General features: G+C 50.9%; 25 protein-coding genes. 11 read left to right on the top strand and 14 right to left on the bottom strand.

Going from position 1 to position 25,162, the window contains the following annotated elements; translation table 11 throughout:
* Window positions 1–74 precede the first annotated feature (74 nt).
* The 4 genes from AACZ64_RS03340 to rpoE all read right to left on the bottom strand — a co-directional run bounded on the left by AACZ64_RS03340 (window position 75) and on the right by rpoE (window position 3,023).
* Entirely contained in the window at window positions 75–542 is a 468-nt protein-coding gene (locus AACZ64_RS03340; protein ID WP_293614823.1) for a SoxR reducing system RseC family protein, read from the bottom strand.
* A 95-nt stretch (window positions 543–637) separates the two neighbouring features.
* Window positions 638–1,627: a MucB/RseB C-terminal domain-containing protein gene (locus AACZ64_RS03335; RefSeq protein WP_339639683.1), complete on the bottom strand. Its 990-nt coding sequence runs from the start codon at window positions 1,625–1,627 to the stop codon at window positions 638–640.
* Window positions 1,617–2,276, bottom strand: a complete 660-nt coding sequence (locus tag AACZ64_RS03330) for a sigma-E factor negative regulatory protein (RefSeq protein ID WP_293614821.1) — start codon at window positions 2,274–2,276, stop codon at window positions 1,617–1,619. Before AACZ64_RS03330 ends, AACZ64_RS03335 begins: the two co-directional genes overlap by 11 nt.
* A gap of 162 nt (window positions 2,277–2,438) precedes the next feature.
* Window positions 2,439–3,023, bottom strand: a complete 585-nt coding sequence (gene rpoE / locus AACZ64_RS03325; RefSeq protein ID WP_293614820.1) for an RNA polymerase sigma factor RpoE — start codon at window positions 3,021–3,023, stop codon at window positions 2,439–2,441.
* Window positions 3,024–3,184: 161 nt separating this feature from the next.
* Between rpoE and nadB the strand changes: the two genes are divergently transcribed.
* Window positions 3,185–4,807, top strand: a complete 1,623-nt coding sequence (gene nadB / locus AACZ64_RS03320) for an L-aspartate oxidase (protein WP_293614819.1) — start codon at window positions 3,185–3,187, stop codon at window positions 4,805–4,807.
* A gap of 1 nt (window position 4,808) precedes the next feature.
* On the opposite strand, the gene AACZ64_RS03315 is transcribed toward nadB, so the two are convergent.
* Both AACZ64_RS03315 and AACZ64_RS03310 read right to left on the bottom strand, forming a co-directional pair.
* Window positions 4,809–5,213: a hypothetical protein gene (locus AACZ64_RS03315; RefSeq protein ID WP_293614818.1), complete on the bottom strand. Its 405-nt coding sequence runs from the start codon at window positions 5,211–5,213 to the stop codon at window positions 4,809–4,811.
* A complete protein-coding gene (locus AACZ64_RS03310) occupies window positions 5,188–5,433 on the bottom strand; it encodes a succinate dehydrogenase assembly factor 2 (RefSeq protein WP_272992044.1) in 246 nt (81 codons plus the stop codon). The genes AACZ64_RS03315 and AACZ64_RS03310 overlap by 26 nt, the downstream gene beginning before the upstream one ends.
* A 103-nt stretch (window positions 5,434–5,536) precedes the next feature.
* Here AACZ64_RS03310 and AACZ64_RS03305 point away from each other — a divergent pair, with 103 nt between their 5' ends.
* Both AACZ64_RS03305 and AACZ64_RS03300 read left to right on the top strand, forming a co-directional pair.
* The gene (locus AACZ64_RS03305) at window positions 5,537–6,526 is read left to right on the top strand and encodes a hypothetical protein (protein WP_293614817.1); all 990 of its coding nucleotides are present in this window, start codon (window positions 5,537–5,539) and stop codon (window positions 6,524–6,526) included.
* A gap of 58 nt (window positions 6,527–6,584) precedes the next feature.
* Entirely contained in the window at window positions 6,585–7,001 is a 417-nt protein-coding gene (locus tag AACZ64_RS03300; RefSeq protein ID WP_293614816.1) for a hypothetical protein, read from the top strand.
* Here AACZ64_RS03300 and ung read toward each other — a convergent pair.
* Window positions 6,998–7,705: a uracil-DNA glycosylase gene (ung, locus tag AACZ64_RS03295; protein ID WP_293614815.1), complete on the bottom strand. Its 708-nt coding sequence runs from the start codon at window positions 7,703–7,705 to the stop codon at window positions 6,998–7,000. The genes AACZ64_RS03300 and ung overlap by 4 nt on opposite strands.
* 100 nt (window positions 7,706–7,805) lie before the next feature.
* On the opposite strand from ung, the gene AACZ64_RS03290 reads away from it, so the two are divergent.
* On the top strand, window positions 7,806–8,636 hold the full coding sequence (locus AACZ64_RS03290; protein WP_293614814.1) for a patatin-like phospholipase family protein: 831 nt from the start codon (window positions 7,806–7,808) through the stop codon (window positions 8,634–8,636).
* Here AACZ64_RS03290 and AACZ64_RS03285 read toward each other — a convergent pair.
* Window positions 8,620–9,405 carry an alpha/beta hydrolase gene (locus AACZ64_RS03285; RefSeq protein WP_293614813.1) on the bottom strand — a complete coding sequence of 262 codons (786 nt, stop codon included), beginning with the start codon at window positions 9,403–9,405 and terminating at the stop codon, window positions 8,620–8,622. The two genes, AACZ64_RS03290 and AACZ64_RS03285, sit on opposite strands and share 17 nt — an antisense overlap.
* A gap of 276 nt (window positions 9,406–9,681) precedes the next feature.
* Here AACZ64_RS03285 and AACZ64_RS03280 point away from each other — a divergent pair, with 276 nt between their 5' ends.
* Window positions 9,682–10,713 (top strand): COX15/CtaA family protein, encoded by a 1,032-nt coding sequence (locus AACZ64_RS03280; protein ID WP_293614812.1) that lies wholly within the window; start codon window positions 9,682–9,684, stop codon window positions 10,711–10,713.
* A 46-nt stretch (window positions 10,714–10,759) separates the two neighbouring features.
* A complete protein-coding gene (locus AACZ64_RS03275) occupies window positions 10,760–11,065 on the top strand; it encodes a cytochrome c (protein WP_293614811.1) in 306 nt (101 codons plus the stop codon).
* A gap of 65 nt (window positions 11,066–11,130) precedes the next feature.
* On the opposite strand, the gene purL is transcribed toward AACZ64_RS03275, so the two are convergent.
* On the bottom strand, window positions 11,131–14,997 hold the full coding sequence (purL, locus tag AACZ64_RS03270; protein WP_293614810.1) for a phosphoribosylformylglycinamidine synthase: 3,867 nt from the start codon (window positions 14,995–14,997) through the stop codon (window positions 11,131–11,133).
* Window positions 14,998–15,259: 262 nt separating this feature from the next.
* Here purL and mltF point away from each other — a divergent pair, with 262 nt between their 5' ends.
* Window positions 15,260–16,723, top strand: a complete 1,464-nt coding sequence (gene mltF, locus AACZ64_RS03265) for a membrane-bound lytic murein transglycosylase MltF (RefSeq protein WP_293614809.1) — start codon at window positions 15,260–15,262, stop codon at window positions 16,721–16,723.
* 14 nt (window positions 16,724–16,737) lie between these two features.
* On the opposite strand, the gene tadA is transcribed toward mltF, so the two are convergent.
* The gene (gene tadA, locus AACZ64_RS03260) at window positions 16,738–17,229 is read right to left on the bottom strand and encodes a tRNA adenosine(34) deaminase TadA (protein WP_293614808.1); all 492 of its coding nucleotides are present in this window, start codon (window positions 17,227–17,229) and stop codon (window positions 16,738–16,740) included.
* A 22-nt stretch (window positions 17,230–17,251) separates the two neighbouring features.
* Window positions 17,252–17,446: a hypothetical protein gene (locus tag AACZ64_RS03255; protein ID WP_293614807.1), complete on the bottom strand. Its 195-nt coding sequence runs from the start codon at window positions 17,444–17,446 to the stop codon at window positions 17,252–17,254.
* A gap of 269 nt (window positions 17,447–17,715) precedes the next feature.
* Here AACZ64_RS03255 and AACZ64_RS03250 point away from each other — a divergent pair, with 269 nt between their 5' ends.
* The 4 genes from AACZ64_RS03250 (at window position 17,716) to AACZ64_RS03235 (ending at window position 21,567) form a co-directional block, all read left to right on the top strand.
* Complete coding sequence (locus AACZ64_RS03250) at window positions 17,716–18,714, top strand: amidoligase family protein (RefSeq protein ID WP_293614806.1); 999 nt, start codon at window positions 17,716–17,718, stop codon at window positions 18,712–18,714.
* On the top strand, window positions 18,699–19,409 hold the full coding sequence (locus AACZ64_RS03245) for a gamma-glutamyl-gamma-aminobutyrate hydrolase family protein (RefSeq protein WP_293614805.1): 711 nt from the start codon (window positions 18,699–18,701) through the stop codon (window positions 19,407–19,409). The genes AACZ64_RS03250 and AACZ64_RS03245 overlap by 16 nt, the downstream gene beginning before the upstream one ends.
* Before the next feature lie 170 nt (window positions 19,410–19,579).
* Complete coding sequence (locus tag AACZ64_RS03240) at window positions 19,580–21,220, top strand: BCCT family transporter (RefSeq protein ID WP_293614804.1); 1,641 nt, start codon at window positions 19,580–19,582, stop codon at window positions 21,218–21,220.
* Between the two features lie 32 nt (window positions 21,221–21,252).
* On the top strand, window positions 21,253–21,567 hold the full coding sequence (locus AACZ64_RS03235; RefSeq protein WP_293614803.1) for a hypothetical protein: 315 nt from the start codon (window positions 21,253–21,255) through the stop codon (window positions 21,565–21,567).
* A 164-nt stretch (window positions 21,568–21,731) separates the two neighbouring features.
* On the opposite strand, the gene AACZ64_RS03230 is transcribed toward AACZ64_RS03235, so the two are convergent.
* The 3 genes from AACZ64_RS03230 to AACZ64_RS03220 all read right to left on the bottom strand — a co-directional run bounded on the left by AACZ64_RS03230 (window position 21,732) and on the right by AACZ64_RS03220 (window position 24,810).
* Entirely contained in the window at window positions 21,732–23,216 is a 1,485-nt protein-coding gene (locus tag AACZ64_RS03230) for a diguanylate cyclase (RefSeq protein WP_293614802.1), read from the bottom strand.
* 396 nt (window positions 23,217–23,612) lie between these two features.
* On the bottom strand, window positions 23,613–24,305 hold the full coding sequence (locus tag AACZ64_RS03225; protein ID WP_293614801.1) for an HDOD domain-containing protein: 693 nt from the start codon (window positions 24,303–24,305) through the stop codon (window positions 23,613–23,615).
* Window positions 24,241–24,810, bottom strand: a complete 570-nt coding sequence (locus AACZ64_RS03220) for an EAL domain-containing protein (protein ID WP_293614800.1) — start codon at window positions 24,808–24,810, stop codon at window positions 24,241–24,243. Before AACZ64_RS03220 ends, AACZ64_RS03225 begins: the two co-directional genes overlap by 65 nt.
* Between the last annotated feature and the right edge of the window lie 352 nt (window positions 24,811–25,162).

Below are 25,162 nucleotides of genomic sequence, written 5' to 3'. Positions count from 1 at the left end.
TAGACGAGCCACCCTTTTATATATTCCATCCTTGCCATATGACCACAGGAAGTGGCGCTGCAGGCAGAGACTACTCAGGCAGAAACCGATGCATCACTGGATGCGACCAGTCTCTCCAGCAATACGGGGTGGACTCGACGGTTATTTTTATTAAGCCAGGAATGCAGTCTGACAAAAACTCCACCCAGAATGAAGCCGATCAAGGCGCTTGTCAGAACGATGATGTCGTGGGAAGAAATCAGGGCTCCAATACATACAGCCCCCACCATTGTCAGTAGTGGAAAAAGGTAAACCAGCAGCGTGCCTTTGACAACAACATCCTCCGGGATGCCAATCACCACCTGGTCATGGGGTTTGAGTGACTGTAGCTCACCGTGCCCGGACAATACCCTGATTAACGCAGTTTTACCGGAAAGCCGACTGAGCAGCTTCTGGCCACAACCTTTTTCAGCCACACACACCTGGCACGCCGAACGTTGAATCGTCTCGACCCAGAAACCGTCTGACTCCACGGTGGTGATCCTGCCCCGCTCTTCAATCACTTTAGTTCAATGCCTGCGATGCCATGAATTTTTACCAAAAGGTGCCGATGCTATATAGAAAAGATACACCTTGAATAGAAAAGATACACCGATTGTTATTGGTAGTTATGTTGAACAGGTATTACCGCATGTGCAACGGCTCTGGCGGTTTCAACCGGTATTTCGCCAACCACTGAAATCAGAAAGTCTTGCTGTTTGATTTTAGCCTTGGTGAGATAAGCCACAGTTGCACCGCGCTGGGCTTGCATTTTAGGGATGTCGATGGCTTCACTGCTATCGATAAACACAGAAAAAATTGCCAAACCATCAGTGTAAATCAATGTCTCTCGGCCAGAGTCACCAGATTTCAGATAACCAGCCAAACCGAAACCCGGCGGAAGCCAGGACTGCTGCCAATTGGACTGGGCTACGGATGACTCCACATTGTTCAGACAGGTAGAAACCTTCGAGGAAACCCTATGCACTTCCGGTTCGGAAGGATCTAGTGACGCCTCGTTAATTGCTTTCCCAATTTCAACATCTGCAAATTGAAATCTTTCCAGGACGCGATTGTTGTCGCCAATCAGCATGGACTGGAGTAATAACCCCGTTTCCTGATCAATCCCCAGTATGTATCCATAGCGGTAGCTGTCTTTTGGGATTACATGAACCGTTAGCGTCTCACGACCGGCTATACGATCTTTGGCCTTGGGGTGTACATGGTAGAGTTTTTCCAGGTGGTCTTTCGGTACAGAGGCAGCTGCTGCAACAGGGCTCCTCAGCATAAGATCTCCAAGGCGTTCGCATCGACGTTCGCCACTTTGACGAGTGACTTCCTTTTTCGGTCCACTCAATAAAAAAAGGCGCTCAAACTCCTGACCATCCCTCACAGAATGAAAAACCTTAATGGTCCTTAGAATGCCGCCGTGTTCGTAGGTGAATATCCCGCTGTAGTCGAGCGTTCGGTTGGCATCCGCCATTTTGGCAAGAATGGTCGTTGGAGAAGCAGTCTCTGCGATCACGCCAGATGGCGCAACAATGAGAAATAGGCATATAGCCACAAAAGACCTGGGAATAGACATGATTTCCAGTGAATTACTGATCATGCGTAGTGGGCATGCGAGCAAATGGCAACATACCCTGATTGGTATTCATTGCCGCGTGGCCGGTATGTTCAACCATTAAACTGTTGAGGTAAGCCTGTACCTGTTCGCGAGTGACGTCAGGCTCGGTGGACTGATCGACCACAATGACCGGCTGGGACTGGCTGGCCCGGTAACTCTCAGGATTGTTGTTGACGCTGACGGTTCGGGCTGTGACAGAAGGTATTCCGAAATCGGCAGAAGTTCTAAGTTGGGCTGGAGAGAGCTTGTTGTCAACAGTTTTGGCTGAGGCGATAGCAGGTTGATTGGTAGTCGGCATGTTGTACTGTTGAAAACCAATGATAGCAACGGTGGCCACTGAAGCGGCAATGGCAAAACGACCGAGGGGCTTAAGCATGCGGGCAGACAGCGAATTTACCTGTAGGGCTTTTTCATTTTCCAGGGCCGCACTTATGCCGGCAGAGTGGTCAACCACCTGCTCCGGAAGATCCCGCCTCATAGCAGCAGCTGCCATCTGATAGCGACGCCAAGTGTCACGAGACTGGTCATTATCGGAAATACTTTTCAGAATCCGACGGACCTCAAACTCGCCTGCCTGACCATCCATCAATGCTGACAGGGGCTCTTTCTCGCGATCATTGTTAGCGGTCATAAGCAACTACCTCAAAACTATTAGTAACCATGCCACGGTACATCGTGGCCGTAAAACCTGTTTTTAATTCATCAATACGAACAATGGTACCCATACAGCTATTGATCAAATAATTCTATATATGACAGCCCGTTGGCTGAAAAAGTTCATCAATACGGGAGGTCAGCCCTCAAGTAACCGAATCTTTTCATCTATGGCTTCTCTGGCGCGAAAGATGCGTGACCTTACAGTCCCTACCGGACATCCCATTATCTCTGCGATCTCCTCATAACTGAGACCCTCAAACTCTCTTAAAGTTACCGCAGTACGCAAATCTTCCGGAAGATTTTTTATGGCCAGATCCACTACGGCCTCCAGTTCATCCCGATAGAGAAGATTTTCAGGCGAGTCAATGTCGCGGAGTTTCTCGCTGCCCTCATAAAAAGCAGCCTCTTCAGCATCAACATCGTTGGCAGGTGGGCGCCGATTCCGAGCGACAAGATAATTCTTTGCCGTGTTGACGGCAATACGATACAGCCAGGTATAAAAAGCACTTTCACCACGAAATTTGGCCAATGCCCGATAAGCCTTGATAAAGGCCTCCTGCACAACATCGTTAACCTCATCAAAATCTTTGACATAGCGACTGACAATCGCATGGACTTTGTACTGGTATTTCATCACCAACAAGTCAAAAGCGCGTTTATCGCCTTTTTGAACACGAGCGACGAGTAGCTTGTCAGTATCTTTTGCCTGCTCGTTATCCATAGTCGCTCCGATTGTCCCCGAATCGCCTCGTGGTGATTGCGCCTCAGGGCATTCAATTACAACAAACCCGCCGGGTAAAGGGATGATTCTCGGGTCTGTATTTATTTTTGGCCCGCTATACTATCATGCTCCTCAATGGTTTCGAGGACTTTAGGCAGTTAATGAAAAACCCCCATTGTCATGATGTATTGGTGATTGGCAGTGGCGCTGCAGGGATGACCGTAGCGCTTGAACTGGCTGATAATTATCAAATTGCGCTGATCAGTAAGAGTGCCATTCAGTCGGGGTCTACCTGGTATGCGCAGGGTGGCATCGCCGCCGTTTTTGATACTGAGGACTCTATTGAGTCCCACGTTGGAGATACCCTGGAAGCTGGTGCGGGGCTATGTCACGAAGATGCCGTGAGATTCACCGTTGAGAACGGGCCAGATGCCATCCGCTGGTTAGTCAGGCAGGGCGTCCAGTTCACCCGCAATGAGGATAACGTTGATTACCATCTGACACGGGAAGGTGGCCACAGTCACCGTCGAATTTTGCATACTGCCGATGCCACAGGTAAGGAAGTTTCATCCTCTTTGGCAGATAGGGTACTTCAGCATCCCAATATTCAGGTTTTTCCGAGTCATGTTGTTGTTGACCTGATCACTCAGGCCGACAAAGGCTCCAGCCGCATGCGGTGTACGGGAGCTTATGTGCTCGATAACGAACAGGACTGTGTCCGCGTTTTTCAGGCAAAAGCTGTTGTATTGGCAACCGGTGGTGCCAGCAAGGCTTACCTCTACTCCACCAATCCCGACGGTGCCACCGGCGACGGCATTGCTGTCGCTTGGCGTCGCGGTTGTCGGGTAGCCAACATGGAATTCAACCAGTTTCATCCCACCTGTCTCTATCACCCCAATGCCAAGGCATTTCTGGTTACTGAAGCCCTGCGTGGTGAAGGCGCTTACCTGACGCTGGCCAATGGTGAGCGGTTTATGGACAAGTTCCACCCGAAGGCGGAATTGGCTCCCAGGGATATTGTTGCCAGAGCCATTGACTTTGAAATGAAGCGGCTGGGCATCGATTGTGTCTATCTGGACATATCACATCGGCCGAAAGAGTTTCTAAAAAACCACTTTCCCACGGTTATGGCTCAGTGCCTGAAGTATGGAATCGACATCACAAAAGAAGCCATTCCCGTGGTTCCCGCCGCTCACTATACCTGTGGTGGTATCGTGGTAAACCAAAAAGGTCAGACCGATCTTTGGAATTTATACGCGATTGGTGAGACAGCTTTTACGGGTTTGCATGGGGCGAACCGCATGGCCAGCAATTCGTTGGTTGAGTGCGTGGTTTATGGGCATTCAGCCGCCACGGCCATTCGCGAAAGCATTGAGTTGATTCCAGAACCGGATAAGGCGAGAGCTTGGGATGAGAGTCGTGTCACCCATTCAGACGAAGACGTCGTCATCGCGCATAACTGGGATGAGTTGCGCCGCTTTATGTGGGATTACGTAGGCATTGTCAGAACCCGGAAACGACTGGCCAGAGCTCATCACAGGGTTAAACTGCTGCAAAAAGAAATTGATGAATATTACAGCAACTATAAAATCGGCCGGGATTTGCTGGAACTGCGCAATCTGGTGTTAGTGGCGGAGCTTATCATTCGCTCTGCAGAGCAACGCAAAGAGAGTCGCGGTCTGCATTACACACTGGATTACCCGGACCTGTCTGCAGTTGCCAAAGATACCATCATGGTGCCAATCAATTTCGCCGGACAAAACTTTATTGTCAGCAAACGTTGACCTAACCCAACTGTAGCGTTACGTGAATCCTGCGCAGGTTTGCAGGCGAGGTGCTGTCAGGCAACACCAGAACAGAATAACGTCTTTTCGCGCCGTGAAATCGAAGTAGTAATAGCCTGCCCAGCCTAAAAAAATGCTGTAAGGTGACATCCTCTCGCTGATCGGCACGATTCAATTGCCAATGGCCGTTTGTCCAGCTCAGTTGCTTGACCGGCTGTCTGTACCACATAAGCCAGGTGTGCGCGCCACCCACCAATACCGGAATGATTGTTAAAACCTTCAGCCATAGAGGTATTGCCGAGACAATCAGGAGGCATGCGGCAAGACTGTGAATGGACAGAATCCAGACCAACAGCAGCAACGAACGATAAAGTTCCATCTCAACCCGGACGGGATCTTGAGTCACGAATGATCTGCACAATTTTTTGCAAGTCAGGGTCTACCGGGGTTTCCCGGCGGAGGAACCAACCGAACATATCCTGATCTTCGCACTCGAGAAGTTTGTGGTAGCGTTCCTGGTCTGCCGTTTCAAGTGTAGGATAAATGTCGTCCAAGAAAGGCTGCAACACCAAATCCAGTTCCAGCATTCCGCGTCGGCTTGCCCAAAATAGTCGATTTCTTTCCATCGGCGGTCGCCTCTGTCTCAATAAATAGAATGTCAGGCATTATAATGGAACAAGTGAGTTTAAACTCATCAGGATGGTTACATTCACCTCAACCGGGCAAATCATGAACGATTGGCAAAGATACCTATCCACTCAGGGCGCGGTCATCAATGATGACCAAATACATTTCCATGAATCACCAACAGACTTCCAGGCATTGTTGGCCGAGGACGATGGTATCATGAGCCCTCTTCTTCACCAGGGTTTGATCTCAGTAAAAGGCCCGGATGCGGCTCGTTTTCTGCAAGGACAGATAACCAGTGACGTACTTCAGCTGGCAATTGGTGAGTCAACTCCTGGTGCTCGCTGTAATGCCAAAGGTCGAATACTGGCCAGTTTTGTCCTGTTCCATGCTGATAATCACCACTTTTTGCTTCAATTACACCGCAGCCTGATTACCCCGCTGGTCAACGAGTTGACCAAATATGCGGTGTTTTTCAAAGTTGAGCTGACTGATACCAGTGATCACTACTGTTTGTTGGGGAGCGCCGGAAAATCTGTTGAAAAAATGAGTCTGACTGACACGGCCTATCAGTATCCATTGGTCGATGGCAGAAAAATATTTATCGTTTCCAGTGAAAAAGTACCGTCTGTTTGGGAGGCACTACGGGATACAGTAAAACCTGTGGGGACCGAGCTCTGGCAACTCATGGATATTCGATCCGGTCTTGGCCATGTAGAAGCGGACACCGTTGATCTGTTTATACCGCAAATGCTGAATTTTCAGGCGATCGGGGCAATCAGCTTCAAGAAAGGTTGTTACACAGGGCAGGAAGTGGTCGCACGCATGAAGTATTTGGGAAAATTGAAGCGCCGCATGTACCGTATCGGAGTCCCCGCCCCCAAGAATCGTTTGTTACCGGGCATGCCCTGTTATCTGCAGGACCAGAATCAATCTGTCGGACAGGTCGTATCTACAGCACGCTGCGCTGCTGAACAATTGGAGATGTTGGTCGTATTGACTGAAGAAGCGGCAGGGAGCGTTGAACTTGTGATAGGTTTACAGCCATATTCTGCTATTGAAAAACTACCTCTTCCATACAAAATTGAATAAAATCATACTATTGAAATTAAAACTTAACTCTATTTATCAATATAGCACGAGGTAGCCGATGCTGGCTTGGTTATCTGAACATCAGATGCTGTTGACATGGCTTAGCATTGCATCTCTTGCAACCTTCATTGGAAGCCTGCTCGCTCTGCCATGGATGGTGGCAATGATCCCAGAGGATTATTTTCTTTACGGAAACCGCGAAACAACAACATTGAAAAAAAGACATCCGGTCATCCGGGGTTTATTGCTTGTTGGGAAAAACCTGTTGGGTTTAATCCTGTTGTGTGGTGGTTTTCTGATGCTGTTCATGCCCGGACAAGGCATCCTGACTATGGCGGTAGGTTTATTACTGCTGGACTACCCTGGGAAATACACACTGGAAAAGCGTATTGTCAGTACCCCCTCTGTTTTAAAAGGGTTGAACTGGTTGAGGGCAAAGCGGCATTTACCCGCACTCAAGGTGGATAAACCCTAAACTTTGCCCTGGGCCACCTCATGCACCTGCCAGTCCACTGGCTCCAGGCCCTGTTCCTTGAGGTACTGATTTGCCTTTGAAAAATGCCCGCAACCCAGAAAACCTCGATGGGCCGATAGTGGCGACGGGTGCGGCGCTTTGAGCACCAGATGCTTATCGGTATCGATAATAGCCCCCTTTTTCTGAGCATAACTGCCCCATAACATAAAGACCAACCCGCGACGTTCATCGTTTAACAATTGTATTACCCGGTCGGTAAATTGCTCCCACCCCTGCCCCTGGTGAGATCCGGCAAGGCCCTTTTCAACGGTCAATGTCGCATTGAGTAAAAACACACCTTGGGCAGCCCAGCCCCTCAGACAACCGTGTCGAGGTGGCTGAATCCCGCAATCCTGCTGTAACTCCCGAAAAATATTTCGCAGGGATGGCGGAATATCCACGCCGGGCAGCACCGAGAAACAAAGACCATGTGCCTGATGGTCGCCGTGGTAGGGATCCTGTCCGATAATGACCACCTTGACCTTATCAAAAGGCGTACTATCGAACGCTGCAAACCAGTTTGATCCACTGGGATAGATGGTTTTACCCGCTTTTTTCTGGGCCTGCAGAAACTGTTTTAGCTTGACCATGTAGGGCAATTGGAACTGGTCTTCAAGTTTGGCCAGCCAGGAAGGATGGAGTTTGATTTGCGGGATTTCTGCCACAGGTTTCTTCCGGTTATGATGGTAAAGCTGCGTAATAAACCGGAATTTCTACTTCAAATCAACCAACGATCATCGTGAAAAACCGCCGGGTGAACCTTGTATGACAAAAATTGGACTCGCATTGGGGGGAGGTGGAGCCAAGGGCATCAGCCACTTACTGATTCTGGAAACACTAGAGGAAATGGGACTGAAGCCTTACTTCATCACCGGTACCAGCATCGGCGCATTAATTGGCGCCATGTATTGTGCGGGCATGACAACAGGTGACATGAAACAAATTTTTCTCCAGTTTAGCCTTCGCGATAATGAATCGCTCAAACATCTAGTCACCAGAAAACACCTCTTCAAATGGCTGGATTTTATCAGCCCGCAATTTCGTGGCCGGGGACTGATTCGGGTAGAGAACCTCCTGAATTATCTCTTTGAATCCGTTCATGCTACCCAGTTCTCCGAACTCGACACGCCTCTAAAAGTTGTGGCATCGGATTTCTGGAGCCGGGAACAGGTTGTTCTTCAACATGGGGCGCTGATACCTGCCATTCGTGCGAGCATGTCCCTCCCCGGACTTTTTCAGCCAGTCACTATAGATGGACAGGTGCTGATAGATGGTGGCGCGGTAAACCCTGTGCCCTTCGACTTGTTGCCCGATGACTGTGACATTACGATTGCTGTTGATGTGATTGGCACGCGCACCGTCTCCAATAAACTCCCATCCCTGTCAGAAGCCGTATTCAACACCTACCAGATCATGCAAAAAAGTATCATTAGGGAAAAACTGGCCAAGGAAGCCCCGGATATTTATATTGAGCCAGATGTAGCCGCCGTGAGGATGCTGGAGTTTTACAAGGCGAATTTGATCCTCAATAATGGCTCAAAAACCAAGAGTGAACTGAAGCGCAAGCTCAATCGCCAGCTCAAACAGCTTCAATGAAACGCGCTATGGCTTCATTGGTCTCCCCGGGCTTCTCAATCGGTGTGCCGTGGCCGGTATCGGCAATGACCACCAGTTTGGCATTTTTCATGGCATCGACCACCGCCTGTTTCAGCGCTACCGGTGAATAGTCCCGGTCACCCGTCAACATCAGGGTCGGTACCTCAATGTCGGCCAAATGCTCCAGAACCCCCCAGCCAAAAAGAGACTTGAGATTTTTTAGATAAACTTTTTTGGGGTTGGAAGCAATCTGTCGGGTAAAGATATCAATCAACGCCTCTCTCCCCTCCCCCGGAAACATACTCTCTGCCACTTTGCGGGCATAACGGTGCATACCCAGCAGATGAACTGACAGCACTCGTGTCCAGAGCATTTTTTTTGCGGCGAAGGTGTTGTCGGGGAGCGCTGGACCAGAATTGATGATTGTCATGCTTTTTAATCGTTGTGGCGCTATGGCTGCAATCTGAAAAGCGACCATCCCTCCCATGGACAGGCCAACAAGGTGTGCCCGGTCGATATCCAGCTGATCCATCAACCCGAGAACGTCCTTGGCATGGACCGATATATCGTAATGGCTATCGGGTTTATCTGACGCACCGTGCCCCCGAAAATCCGGGGCAATTACCCGCCAATGGTGACAGAAATAATCGACCTGTTCGGTCCAGTCTCTACTGCTGACTCCTAGGCCGTGTAAAAAAATAATGACATCACCACCCTGCCCTTCGTCCAGGTAGGCAACCCTGACGCCATTGACGGTCGTCTGTTGCATTTCAGTCTCCGAGTCTCTTCAAGTCTCACTGACTTTGCAGGATTGCGCCTTGTTCAGCAAGGCTTGGCAAACAAACTGACGGACTGGAATTGTCAAAAATATTTCTGCGAGGGACATTTTTGCCGGAAATGCACACCTGTATTTGGTAATATTGGATCGCTGGAGTTGATGCTAGTAAGCCGCCTCGAGGTATTTTAAAAACCACTTAATCGGGGTTCCCTCGCAAAGATCCATGTCAATGGTCTTCCCCACTGGACAGGAAGGTATAAATCTCTTATGGATTTGCAGACTCGATATGATAGACAGTTGGCTTCCTGGCTGATTGTCTGCGCTGCCGTTATTCTGAGTATGATTCTTTTGGGGGGCGTTACCCGGCTGACAGGTTCGGGGCTTTCCATTGTTGAATGGGCGCCCATTTCCGGCGTTCTGCCGCCATTAAACGAACAGGAATGGCAGCAGACCTTCGACAAATATAAGCAGTTCCCCGAGTATCAGAAAGTCAACAGCGGCATGGACCTGCCTGAGTTCAAGCGAATTTTTCTCTACGAATATGCTCACCGCCTACTCGGCAGACTGATTGGCATCCTATTTCTGGTACCTTTTCTGTTTTTCTATTTTAGTCACCGTATCAAACCCGGGTTGACGCCAAAACTTATGGCCATGTTTGTTCTGGGGGGCCTGCAGGGCTTACTTGGCTGGTATATGGTCAAAAGTGGCTTGGTAGATAATCCGAGTGTTAGCCAATATCGTCTGACAGCCCACCTGGGTACTGCCGTCATCATCTATGGCTACATTATCTGGGTGGCTTTCAGCTTACTTTATCCACCAGAGTCTGACCTGCAGAAGGGCCAACCGACCTGTCGGCATTTCGCCGTTGCCCTTTTGGGCTTGGTTTTTTTGATGATACTTTCCGGAGGTTTTGTCGCGGGTACAGATGCGGGGTACGCCTATCCCACTTTTCCGTTAATGGGTGACAGCTTTATCCCGCCCGGCATTTATCAAACAGAGCCTTTCTGGCTGGCGGCTTTTGAAGATATCACGACAATTCAGTTCAACCACCGGATATTTGCCTACCTATTGATAGTGGTGATTCTCAGTTTTGCGATCAGCACACTGAAACATGGCAATATTCGCCCGGAAGCGCGGACGGGCATCAAGCTGGTACTTCTAATGCTGGCGGTACAGGTTACGCTGGGTATTTCAACCCTGTTATTGCATATGCCGGTTCCTCTGGCGGCGGCGCATCAGGGGGGAGCTATTCTGCTCTTCACCAGTGTGTTGTTTGTGTGCCACCGTTTAGGGAACTAATGGCCTTTTTTGTTATCTTTTTATATCTCAAGTCTGGAGTGATCAAATGAAAAAACTGACTGGAACCATCCTGGCATTAGTGCTGACAACCGCTGCGGGCCACGCATTGGCTGCCGGTGACATAGAGGCTGGCAAAAACAAAGCCATGGCCTGTGCCGGTTGTCACGGTGCCAATGGCATCAGCAACAACGACATGTGGCCCAACCTGGCGGGCCAGAAAGCTGGCTACACTGCTAAACAGCTAAGAGATTTCCGTGATGGAAACCGTACTGACATGGTAATGTTGGGTATGGCAAAACCCCTGTCCGATCAGGATATTCTGGATTTGGCTGCCTATTTTGCCAGCCTGTAGTCATACGTCGAATAACCCATAAAAAAACCCGGCCGGTTGCCGGGTTTTTTTATGGTCAGAAGCCCTCAATCTACAAATCGGCGAGCATTGCGGAACAATCGCAGCCAGGCACCATCTTCCTCCCAGTCATCAGGATGCCAGGAATTGGTCACTGTACGAAACACCCGCTCTGGATGCGGCATCATAATCGTTGCGCGGCCGTCCTCGCTGGTCACACCCGTGATGCCCAGAGGTGATCCATTGGGGTTTGCTGGGTAGGTCTCTGCAATTTCCAGGAAATTATCGAGGAAACGCAGTGCTACCGCACCCGAGCCATCAAATGTTTCCTGATCAAACGACGATGCGAACTCCGCTCTTCCCTCTCCGTGGGCAATCGCGATCGGCACATGGGAGCCCGCCATATCTGCAAGCAGCACCGAAGGTGATTTCTCGACCCTTACCAGAGAAAACCGCGCTTCAAACTGTTCTGACAGATTCCTGACAAAGCGGGGCCAATGATTCGCTCCCGGAATGAGAGATTTCAGGTTGGATAACATCTGACAGCCATTACAAACACCGAATGTGAACGTGTCAGGCCGATGAAAAAACTGCTCAAACTGTGCACGGGCTAAAGGGTTGAACAGTACGGTTTTGGCCCACCCCTCCCCGGCACCGAGCACATCGCCATAAGAGAAACCACCACAGGCGGCCAATCCCTTAAAACTATCAAGAGCGATACGACCAGCGAGGATATCACTCATGTGGACATCGACAGTTTCGAAACCGGCCCGATCAAATGCAGCGGCCATCTCCATCTGCCCATTTACTCCCTGCTCCCTGAGTATAGCCGCGCGAGGACGGGCCCCACGGTTGATATAGGGGGCGGCAATATCCTCATTGATGTCATAGCTGAGGGCCGTGCTCAATCCGGGGTTATCAAAAAACAGCCCGTCAAATTCTTGCCTGGCACAATCTTCATTGTCTCGACGTGCTTGAATCTCGTAGCTGGTTTCACTCCACCGACGCAATAATTCGGTGCGGCTGGAACTGAACAGACAATCGCCATCCTCATAAATCTCAATGCCGTCAGTGTCATCAAGCGTTGCTATGACACTGACCGGAATAGCGATATCGGCAAAGCGCTGCTTGAAAGACGCGGCCCTTTCTTCGAGCACTTGAACAACGGCCCCGAGTTCTTCGTTAAACAGAATCGAGAGTGCATCGCCTGGCCGCTCATCGAGGTAAATTCTGATCCCTGTATTACCGGCAAAAGCCATCTCTACCAATGTGGCCATCAAACCACCATCAGACCGATCGTGATAGGCGATCAGTTCGCCGCTTTGATTGGCGGCCTGGATAGCGTCGAAAAAGGCTTTGAGTTTCTCTGGGCTCAGCAAATCGGCCGGGGTATCGCCCAGCTGGCTGTAGGTCTGGGCCAGAATTGAGCCGCCCAGGCGATTGCGATTTTCGCCGAGATCGATGTACAACAGCACTGTATCGCCAAGATCGGCGCGCAACTCCGGTGTTAGTGTTTTGCGAACATCGGAGACAGGCGCAAAAGCGGAAATAATCAGCGACAATGGCGCAGTGACAGCTTTGGATTCCCCCTGTTCCTCCCAGGTGGTGCGCATGGACATGGAGTCCTTACCGACCGGAATCGCAATGCCCAATTTTGGACAGAGCTCTTCGCCAATCGCTTGTACCGTACGGAACAGCTTTTCGTCCTCACCAGGATGGCCCGCGGCACACATCCAGTTAGCAGATAATCTGACGTCTGCAAGTCGGTCAATGGCCGCTGACGCAATATTAGTGATCGCTTCCCCAACCGCCATGCGGCCCGATGCTGGGGCATCCAGCAACGCAACCGGTGAACGCTCGCCCATCGCCATTGCCTCACCGCAGTAGCTGTCATAACTGACCGTAGTGACCGCACAATCGGCGACAGGGATCTGGCAAGGCCCCACCATCTGATCCCTGACAACCATTCCGCTAACACTGCGATCACCGATGGTAATAAGAAAACTTTTACTGGCTACAGCCGGATGGGTAAGTACACGATCAATGGCATCATCCAGCGCGATGTCAGAGCGCTCAATGGATACCTTTGTTGCCGTCAGTTTTTCTGCTGTACGGTGCATTTTCGGCGGTTTTCCGAACAACACAGACATGGGAAGATCCACTGGCCTGGCGGAAAAATGCCTATCGTTTAGCAGCAAATGTTTTTCGGAAGTGGCTTCGCCAACCACTGCGTAAGGGCAGCGTTCGCGCTGGCAAATTTCCTCAAAATCCGTCAGTTGCTCAGGTCGTACAGCGAGCACATAACGTTCCTGCGCTTCATTGCACCAGATTGCCAACGGTGACATGCCGGGTTCATCATTGGGTACATCGCGCAGTTCAAACCTGCCGCCGCAACCACCATCCTTTACCAACTCGGGGAAGGCATTGGACAGACCGCCGGCGCCCACATCGTGGATAAAGGCGATGGGATTACCATTACCCCGCTGCCAGCACTGATCGATCACCTCCTGACAGCGGCGTTCAATTTCAGGGTTCTGCCGCTGTACCGAGGCAAAATCAAGATCTTCGGCACTGCTGCCGGAGCTCATTGATGACGCGGCACCGCCGCCGAGACCGATCAACATTGCCGGCCCGCCCAGCACAATCAGCCTGCAGCCGCTTTCAAAGGGCTTCTTTTCAATGTGTTCTTCACGAATGTTGCCGTAACCGCCGGCAATCATAATGGGTTTGTGATAGCCGCGGCGTTCGCCATTAAAGTCCTGCTCGAATGTGCGAAAATAGCCACAGAGATTGGGTCGACCATATTCATTATTGAATGCCGCACCACCAATAGGCCCCTCAAGCATGATCTCCAGGGCATTGCTGATCCGGTCGGGCTTGCCGTAATCCGATTCCCATGGGCATTCAAAACCGGGGATATTGAGGTTGGAAACTGAAAAGCCGGTAAGACCCACTTTGGGTTTTGACCCTGTACCCACCGCGCCTTCATCGCGTATCTCACCGCCGGCACCCGTACCGGCACCGGCAAAGGGGGAAATTGCCGTCGGATGGTTATGGGTTTCAACCTTCATCAGGAGATGAACCGGCTCTTGCGTGAATTGATAGATTTTGCTGTCCGGGTTCGGGAAAAATCGGCCAGCATGACTGCCGACGATCACAGACGCATTATCTGAATAAGCGGACAAGACGCCTTCACCACTTTTTTCAAACGTATTTTTGATCATGGCAAACAAGGATTTTTCTTGCTTATGACCGTCAATTGTCCAGGAGGCATTGAAGATTTTATGGCGGCAATGTTCTGAATTTGCCTGAGCAAACATCATTAATTCTACATCGGTTGGGTCCCTTTGCAGGTCATGGAAACAGGCCGTCAGATAATCGATTTCATCATCCGCAAGGGCCAGCCCCAATGAGACATTAGCGCGGGATAACGCCTGCCGTCCTTCTGCGAGCAGAGGGACGCTGGTCATGGGTGCCGGTTGCTGGTGCTGAAACAGGCTCCCTGCCTTTTCCAGGTCAAAACAGACCATTTCCACCATACGATCGTGGAGCGCATCGGCCAGCCCTACCCTGGCGTCTGGATGAATATCGCCCTTCAAATAGTAGGCAATGCCGCGCTCTATCCGCCCGACCGAGTTCACTCCGGCATTGTGAATGATCTCTGTGGCCTTACTCGACCAGGGAGAAATCGTTCCGGCACGGGGAGTTACCAGTATCAGCATGCCATCGTTATTCTCAGGGGGAATTTTCGGGCCGTATTCCAGTAATGAGTTCAACGTCAGATGCTCGGTTTCGCTCAGGGGCGAGACCAGATCCACAAAATGTCTATATTCAGCGTAAACGGATTCCACAGCAGGATCGACTGACTGAAGAGACGCCAATAACTGTCGTTGTCTGAAACTGGAAAGTACGGGGTTTCCGGGAAAAATCTGCATCTTAAGGTAACTCGTATGGGGGCCATTCCGAAGGGGCAACATTGTACTGGAATTGCCCTCTGAGCGTCATCGGGAGATTCCGGACCGGCATATGCACAGAAAACGGTTGAACCCTGAGACCTCTCTCACTAACCTAGGCCCGGCATTAAGCTATTATCAAAAGCGCATGGGCGTGTTATCTGCAGGGCTGTTCTTTATTTATAGCAACAATCTTCACCGGGCCAGAGGCTTTCCGAGAATGCGTGACACATTGGGTGTATAGGTGCTGGGTTTCTACTTCCATCTGAAAAAAACCACAAAACGCATCTTGTATGGCTTACTGCTTTTTTTGTTCGCCCTGACGCTTTCCACCAGCCGCGCACCCACTCAACTCGAAGAGGTGATTAATCGGGGAGAGTTGCGTGTTATCACCCTCATGGGCTCGACCACCTATTTTCAAAATGCCAAGGGCGAAGGCGGCTTCGAGTATTGGCTAGCCAGTGCTTTTGCCGAGTATCTCGGTGTTGAGCTAAGGATGACTCCCAGGGAGTCCGTCAGTGGTGCGATCATTGCTATCGGTGGCCCATTGGGCGATATGGCCGCAGCGGGATTAACGGTGACACCCCAGCGTCAGAAAGCGCTTCGTTTCAGCGAGCCTTACTATGAGGTTACCCAAAAGCTGATCTACCGAAATGGATCGAGGCGACCCCGCGATATAGAGGATCTGGCCGGTGGCCAACTGCTGGTCATTCCCCAGAGTTCCCACAGCGAACGATTGGAAGATCTGAAAAATGATGAGTACCCGTCACTCGAATGGCGGGAGGCATCTGGTCTGGAAATGCTGGATTTGATGGCAATGGTAGATTCCGGTGAAGTGGAGTACGCCATTGTGGATTCAATCTCCTTTCAGGTGGACAGGGGCATTTATCCCCGGGCTCGAGGCGCTTTTGATATTTCTGAACCACAGCCAATCGCCTGGGCTTTTCCCCGTCACGGCGACGATAGCCTGGTGGAAGCAGCAAATCGTTTTCTGGAGGGATATGAAGCATCGGGAGAGCTGGATCGATTAAAAAAACGCTCGCTGATTCAAACCAACGAATTTAATTTTGCGGGATCCCAGCTCTTCATGAAACGCGTCAGCAGTCGACTGCCCGATTATCAGGAAATGTTTCAGGAGGTAGCACAAAAATATGGCATTGAGTGGCAGCTTCTGGCAGCGATCGCCTATCAGGAGTCGCATTGGGATCACAAGGCAACATCCCCGACCGGGGTTCGTGGGTTGATGATGCTCACCCTGCCCACGGCTAAAGAAATGGGAATAAAAAATCGTCTTGACCCCAGACAGAGCCTTGATGGCGGCACTCGATATTTCCTCCAGACCAAATCCCGTATTCCCGACGATATCACCGAGCCAGACCGCACCTGGTTTGCCATGGCAGGTTACAACATTGGTCTCGGTCACCTTGAAGATGCAAGGGTGCTAACTGAGCGAGCGGGCAGCAACCCCCACCTGTGGAACGATGTCAAAGAGTTCCTGCCACTGTTACAACAGAAAAAATATTACAGCACGGTTAAGTACGGCTATGCACGGGGCTACGAGCCCGTCAGCTATGTCAGGAACGTGCGCCATTTCCGTACCATACTCAACTGGCACACACTGGATGAGAAACGTCGACTGGAGAGGGAGAATCGTCTTGAACTGCCAAACTCCAGCGATTGGAATACCGGTTCCATGTTGTCGCTGTAACCGTCAAAAAGGCGCTATAACCTGGATTGGCCGGACTGTTTGCGACGCTGACGAAAGAACTGGCTGACCAGTTCTCCGCATGGCTCGGCCAACAGGCCGCTGACGACCTCAATACGATGATTGAAATGCGTCTGTTCGGTTAAGTTCAACTGGCTCGCCACTGCACCGGCACGGGGCTCTGAAGCACCATAGACCAGGCGACCAATTCTGGCGTGAATCATTGCACCAACACACATGGTACATGGCTCAATGGTGACATAGAGCGTCGTGTCGGGAAGGCGATAGTTGCTGACAGATTTTGCCGCATCGCGCAGGGCGACAATTTCAGCGTGAGCGGTGGGGTCACAATGGCCGATCGAGCAATTCCAGCCACGGCCAATCACCGAACCGTTGCATACCACCAAAGCGCCCACCGGCACTTCACCGGCAACCCCGGCCCGTTCAGCCAGCGACATAGCCTCCAGCATCCACTCCCTGTCCTGTGGTTTGTAACCTTTACTGGTCATTACAGACCCTCGTTGAGATGAGTCATTTCACTGCGTCCATTTCACTGCCCTGCCGATCCACCGCATCCTGTAAAAAGTCATTGAGGTTTTCGACGCGCTCAACTTCCCGCTGATAAATGGCCGCCGGTTGCTCAGGGGAGACAGACGTTTTTTTGCCGTCGATCAACACCACATAAAGCACGCCAAGTACAACTAAAGCCAATAACAGGAATTTCATTCACTGAGCCCCTATTCTGTTTTGCGTTTCCGAGCCCGATTACCCGTCATAATACAGCAGACAGACAAACCGCAATCTATTATCTCTCTGGATGCGCCTTCAACCGAAACGAACGCATCCCGCAACGGGTTTGCCTATGATACGCTGGCAATTCGCCTTGTCGGCAGACAGCTCCCAACTGTTTGTGAAATACCGAAAGCGGCCGGTTGGCAGATGGTGAAGCCAGAACATTGTATTACCGGGAACCGGTTATAGCTGAGAAAACGAAAATGCAAGACAAATACCAGAAACTGAAACAGCCACCCTGGTTACAAAACAGCCATGGGGAGAGTCGTCGTGTCGGTGTCGAACTCGAGATCAGCGGGCTTGATCTCGATGCGCTGGCTGGTAGTGTGGCGCAAGTCCTTGGACTTGATGTAGAAACCAAAGGGCGTTACGAGCGTATTCTAAAGGGCGACCCCGATGGTGACTGGCTGGTAGAGCTTGATTTCGATCTGCTCAAACGGCTCGGGCGGGAGCCGCGTTCCAGCGATTCTTTTGGCGGGCAACTGGAAGAGACATCCGAGGACATATTAGCCTGGGCTGCCGAATCACTGGTGCCACATGAGGTCGTGAGTCCACCGTTGCCGCTGACCAGGCTTGGCGAAGTCGAGGAGCTCATCACTCAGTTGCGCGAAAGGGGTGCCAAGGGTACATCGGATCGCGCCACCAATGCCTTTGGTATGCAGTTTAATCCTGAACTTCCGAGTCTCGAACCGAGGCTTATTACCGCTTGTCTGAAAGCTTTTCTCTGCCTTTACGACTGGTTATACGTTCGCGCCGACATCAATCTCACCCGCCGTGTCACCAGTTACGTCGACCCCTTCCCGGCCAACTACGTGAAAAAAGTCATTGCAGCGGATTACTGGCCCGATCTTTCAACCCTGATTGACGACTACCTCACCGATAACCCAACGCGCAATCGTGCGCTCGATATGCTGCCGCTATTCATGTTTCTCGATGAGGAGCGCGTCCGTGCAGGGGCCGACGACGCCCTGATCAAGGCACGCCCCACCTTTCACTACCGCCTGCCGGATTGCGAAATTGACATGCCCGGTTGGGGGCTTTATGTGTCGTGGAATGACTGGGTAGAGGTGGAGCGCCTCGCGGCGGATGAAGCCCGCCTGCAACGCTGCTGTGCAGCGTATCTGCAATATCTCAACAGCCCGCTCAAGCGTCTTTTCAGTAACTGGGCAACCGCGGTGGAGAACAGGTGGCTCGACCAGTAATTGCCATTACGGGACCCCAGCGTGGGGCGATTGGTCCACGGTTGCTGGTGGCAATGGCGATCCGCCTTTATGGCGGGAATCCGCTACAACTCCGTCCGGGTGATGAGCAGCGGGACCTTGAATATCACGGTGTCGTTGTGACCGGCGGCCACGATGTCGAACCGGTACTTTATGCAGCGGAACCTGAGATTGAACCCAACTACGATACAGCTCGCGATGCGCTGGAAATCGCAGTGATCAACGATGCGCTCGAACGAAAGCTACCCTTGCTGGGTATTTGTCGGGGCAACCAATTACTCAATATTTGCCGGGGCGGATCACTGCACCAGGAATTGCGCTCCCGGCGTAGGCAAACTTCCAACCGGTGGACCATCCTGCCGATCAAGACACTGTGTATTGCCGCTGAACCGGAAACAGGGAGCAGTGTGCTGGCCACACTTTTTGAGCGTGGTCGTTCACGGATCAACAGCCTGCACAATCAGGGTATCGACCGTGTTGGTGACGGTCTTGTGGTCACCGGTCGCGACCTTGATGGCATCGTACAGGCCATTGAAGACCCTTCCCGGGATTTTTTGCTGGGCGTGCAATGGCACCCTGAATTTCTGCTGTATATGCGTCGTCAGCGCGCCCTGTTCAAGGAAGTTGTCAGGCATGCAAAAATACATAAAGAATACATTGACAGACTGAAGTATTGATAAGGCGATGTATCTATAGTTGAACAACCGTTTATCGACTATCAGCAGGTTTCCTTCCGTTTTGACAGAGTCTTCCGGGTGACCGCCCTATCTCAGTGCAGGCAATTGCCAGCTATGTTAAGTTCGTCACCGCGCTGTTTTTTCAATGCACGCTGTTTGGATAATTGGTCATGAACAACCGCCCCGGCTGGGTTTTTTACATGTCGCTGCTGCTATTGGCGGCTTTTGTCGGACTGGGAGCTACCAACCCCGAGCGGCTGTCGGAATGGGCTGGGGCCGGTCTAAAGTTTACGACCGAGCATTTTGGCTGGCTGTACCTGTTTGCCACCAGTGGCTTTCTCCTGTTCTGCATCGGCATTGCCACGAGCGATTACGGCCACATCCGTCTTGGTGCGGAGGGAGAGGCAGCAGAATTTCCCTATCTCACCTGGCTAGGGATGATTTTTTCGGCCGGTATGGGTGTGGGACTGGTGTTCTGGGCAGTGGCCGAGCCCATGAGTCACTTTGTCAGTCCGCCTTTTGGCGAGGCCGAGCCACGCAGTCCCCAAGCGGCGGGGGCTGCGATGCGCTACGCGCTGTTTCATTGGGGTTTTCACCAGTGGGCCAATTTTGCGTTGGTCGGGTTATCCATTGCCTATGTGCGCTTCCGGATGCAGCGCCCGGGGCTGATCAGCGAGACTTTTCGACCCCTGCTGGGTGACAGGGTGGATGGTGCTCGCGGCCATCTGATCAACGTTCTGGCGGTGGTCTCGACGGTATTTGGTGTGGCTACCACGCTGGGGCTGGGTGTTATTCAGATTAACAGTGGGCTGGTGTCAGTGAGCGATGTGCCTTTTGGTGCCAACCAGCAGCTGATGATTCTGGCCGGCATCTCGATGATTTTTCTGGTATGTGCGCTGGCGCCACTGGAGAGCGGCGTGCGTTACATCAGTGACGTGAACATGTTGCTGGCGGGTGCGCTGCTGGTGTTTGTGTTTTTTGCCGGTCCCACCGATTTCATTACCGCCGCGATGACCAACGCCATCGGTGATTATTTTGGCAATATTATGGGCATGAGTTTGGTGATGACTCCCTATACCGGCGATGACTGGGTAGAGCGCTGGACGATTTTTTACTGGGCCTGGGGGCTCTCCTGGGCCCCATTTGTTGGCAGTTTTATTGCCCGTATCTCCCGCGGTCGCACCATCCGGGAATTTGTCGTGGGTGTGATCGGCATGCCGGTGCTGCTGAGTGTGTTGTGGTTTTCAACCTTTGGCGGCTCGGCACTGTATTTTGAACTGTTTGAAGGTGCAGCCCTGGGCAATGCGGTGGTACAGGAGATGAGCTCTGCCCTGTTCGCCACCCTGGCACTTCTACCGGGAGCGGAGATTGTCAGTATTCTGATGCTGGTGCTGATCATTCTGTTTGTGATTACCTCGGCCAACTCCGCCACGTTTGTATTGGGCATGTTCACCAGCAAGGGTGTACTCACGCCCAGCCGCTGGTCGCGGGTGACCTGGGGCGTGATTCAGGTGCTGGTGGCCGGCGTATTGCTACTCAGTGGCGGACTGGCGGCACTACAGACCATCTCCATTGTGGCTGCCTTTCCGTTTATGATTCTGATGATTTTTATGGCCGCCTCTTTGCTCCGTTCCCTGCGCACCGAGCGTCGCCAGCAGGAGTTGCACGAAGCCATGACTCGCGAACGGTTGCTCCGGCTACTGGACCGCAGCGATCACCTTGGGGAGTCGGAGCGACCAACAGAATTTGATGAACTGCGCGAAGAACTGATAGAACAGGTCAGTCAAGGGGAATCCTCTCGATCGGAGTAAACACTCTCTAGCAGCAGCGTTCCGCCATTCATGTGCATCGAATCCAGTGCAAGTTCCTGTTGTGGTTGGTTTGCCTGACCGGTCATCTGATCGCCGCTCTGCTCAATCGGAGCTCGGCGGTAAACGTATTGATTGTCGTTACGGCGGCACTATGGGCCAGGTTTCTGATGGAGCAGATTGATGGGCAGAGAACCACTATTGAGGATGCTAGATGTACGAAGGCTCTGGATGACTATCGCCCTGCCCTTGCTGCCGGCTGGTCAGCACAGTTTCAACCTGGGCTTGAGCAGTTGCCTTCACCCTTCTTCCTCAAGCGCTACCTGCCAGTGCTCGGGCCCATAGCGTAGCGGGCCAGTGTAGTTAGGAATTTTAGGAACAAAACCACTTTCAACAATCGAGTCGGGCTTTCAAAAGTAGAGCCGCTGCCTATCTGCAAGAGCTCGGCATATCATATCTCTTATTGTCCCCGACAGATCACCGGAATGTAATCAGCGTTTGAGGGGGAGATACTTCAGCAGGTCAGTAATGGCGACTGGCAATGGCGGTTTCTTCCCTCTTGCTTGGCACGGTACAACGCATCATCGGCCTGCTTTAACAGGGCGTCTGCTTCGGGTATATGTGTCGTTCCTATGGCGGGTATCAGTGTCGCTCCTCCCGTGCTCACAGTAATCGCTGCCTCCAGATTATCCAGTTTACTAACTAACCGGGAAAGGCGCTTTGCCACGGTATAACAACCAGCTTCATCAGTATGTGGCAGCAGGAGCAAGAACTCCTCACCGCCTAGCCGTATAACGGTATCAGTTATACGAGCCACCTGCTTGAGAGCGATAGCCAGTTTCCGGAGTGCCACATCCCCCGCAGGATGACCGTACGTATCGTTATAATGTTTAAAGTGATCAACATCCACGATCACCAGCGACAGCGGCTCACCAGTTCGCGAACTACGCTGTAACTCTTCCTGCATCCGCTTATCCAGTGCACGTCGATTACCAAGTTGAGTCAGTGGGTCCGTAGCGGACAACAGCTTTAGTTTTCGATTCACTGACTCCAACTCTTTTTGACGGCAGAGCAACTCCGCTTCTGCGCGCTTCTGGGCCGTGATTTCTTGAATCTGTGAAACAAAATACTCTGGATTGTCTTGCTCGTCGCGAACCACTGAAACACTCAGAAGGACCCAAATCTCACGCCCATCCTTATGAAAATACCGCTTCTCCATCCGATAAGTGTCACGCTCACCCGCCAGTATTTCACACAGAAACTTCAAATCGGTATCCAGATCATTCGGATGAGTAATGGCCTGAAAGTCAATAGCCAACAATTCGGTTGCCGTATAACCTAAAATTTTGGTAATCGCACGATTGACCCTTAACCAGCGGCCCTCAGGGCTCACCAAAGCCATCCCGATCGGGGCATATTCGAACGCACTCTCAAACAGCCTGATGTTGTCACGCAACCGTTTGACAGCATCCCGCCTCTCACGATCAACCTGATGCTGCTCAATGACCTGACCGATTCGCCCGGCCATGAGTTCAATGAGTTCTATATCAATCTCATCAAAAGGGTGCTCTCGGACTTCTGGCGCCGTGAAATTCAAGGTGCCATGTATTTCTCCATTAACGTGAATAGGCGTGGCAAGGTAAGCCTCCAGTTGCATCTGTCGGTAAGCCGGATGGCCATTGAAAGCAACATCCTCTGCTGCATGGGTGACCGCCATGGTCGAGTCTTTGCTGACAACTACCGAGCAATAGGTCTCACCGAGTGGCAGGGTATCCCCGGTGATCAAGCCCGTGGTACCGGGTTCAATAGCAAGAATCGTATATTGATCACCGCGGATTCGACTGACAATACCCGTCGGCATGTCGAATAAGCGCATCCCCGTTTTAAGATAATCAGCGTAGAGCTCGCTGTAGGAATGATATCGGCTCAAGCTGAGCCGGTGAAATTCACGAAAATGGTCTGCCCGACTGGCAAACCTACTGGTGTTTAAATCCGTCATAAATAGGGGTTGATCCTGACTGATGACAAGCGGCTTGCTTCTGAGGCATAGCACACAAGTACTTTGTTATTATCTCAATTACTATTAGCCGACACAAACATGTCTAATTTGTAGGATAAGGAAGATTCAAGTTAGCTGATTTACCCGATTTATTCACTTGGAGACGAGATAACACCCCAGATTGCCCGGATTACTCTGTTGCCTTTCTACCTTGCCATTAAGGTGATAAGCACCCTCCAAACTCTGTTCATACCGAGTCGAGGAAAACAAACACGTTGTTGAGGCGAAGGATATCTACCAAGACCAGAGAGCTAAAAACCTGATGATCGTTCCCACATATCAGCACATAAAACAGCTGATTTTTTATATTAAACCAGCAATATGTCTGCTCGGTATTTATAGTTGACCAAAGGCGTCTTTGGCCCATTCGATACTTTTCAAATACAGGCTGCCAAGTTCTTCCGGGCTTAGGCAGGTTAAGTTTTCATGTGCCAATTCCCAGCGTTCATAAGAGAGAACATCATTAAGGATATCTCCAGCAGGACCTTCCTGGAAAAGAATCGCCTGTCGCATTTGCTCACCAATTGGCATCTGCTCCAATGCTTCCGCCAAGGGGATATCCAACATACTATCAAGAGAAGACAACATTCCTATCAGAAATAGATTTCCCGCCTGTTCTCCGCACTGAAGCGCAGTCAATTCGCACATTTTTCCCCGGATCAGCGCTTGCTGGAAACTGGCGCCGGGCTTGCCTGACAATGTCGCTAATGTCAAAACGTTAACCCAACGTCTTACTTCGTTCAGACCCAGATAAGATACAGCGTGTGTTATGGACTCCATTTTATTGCGCAGGCCAAAAAACGCCGAATTAATATAACGAAGCAATTTATAGCTTAAACCAGCATCTTGAGAAACGATTGAGGCAAGCTCCGAAAAAGTAACATCAGGGTCATTTACCAGTGTTAACAGCTTCACTGCAGCAAGCTGATTAACACCTACTCGCCGGCCTTTAACAGTATTTGGCTTACTGAAAAAAAAAGCCCTGGAACAGCTCACAACCTGCATCACGAAATAATTCAAACATTTCATGAGTTTCAACCTTCTCGGCCAAGATGGTCAGGTTGTAAGGTTTGAGCTCTTGAATTAGATCCAGAGTTTCCTGTAGTGGGTTGGCCAGCACATCGAGTTTCACAATATGGGCGAACTCCAGAAGTGGACGCCATTCTGAACTCATCTGGAAGTCATCTAATGCAAGGGTGTACCCTTCGTTAGAAAGCTCTTTAAGTGCGCTGATTATTCGCAAATCAACTGCCACATTTTCCAGAACCTCGATAACGATGCGATCCTTGGGTAAATAAAGTGGTATTTTTTCCAACAGATTTTGGGCAGTAAAATTAATAAATGCTTTTGAGTTACCAACTACGTTATTAAGTCCGATTTCAAGAATAGTGTCCGTAATTATTTGATTGGTGGCCTCGCTTGAACCATCTTTGCTGCTCAGGTCAAAATCCTGACCTCTGAACAAAAGCTCATAGGCGTGAATTGACATGTTTGAGTCAAGAATTTCCTGACGTCCGACAACTATATTTGTCATCTACTGTTCCTTGTTTTCTCATGATTTTACTATCCATTTTTTAAAATACCTACTTTTAAAATGGCCAATCCCGAGACTGGGTTATGAAGATTCTGGCAAACGTACAATGACAAAGAATAAATGCCTTTTTGTTCAGGTCCACACGCAACTTTGTTGTTAATTGCCCGACACTTCAACACTCCCTGCTGCCACAACAACAGACCCATGCGTCTTTGGTGAAACAGTTAATCTTGTAGGTCAATCGCCTGTATACGATGCCATATGTACAATCTATGCTGGTTGCCCCTTAGAACTGGTGCAGCATCCCGAGCGGGGTATTCTGCCCTTGCAAACATCTTATTTTGCTAAGCTG

It is taken from the genome of uncultured Porticoccus sp. (assembly GCF_963975625.1).
Lineage (GTDB): Bacteria > Pseudomonadota > Gammaproteobacteria > Pseudomonadales > Porticoccaceae > Porticoccus.
Note: the sequence above shows the minus strand (reverse complement) of the source record. Positions and strands in the feature narration are given on the sequence as shown.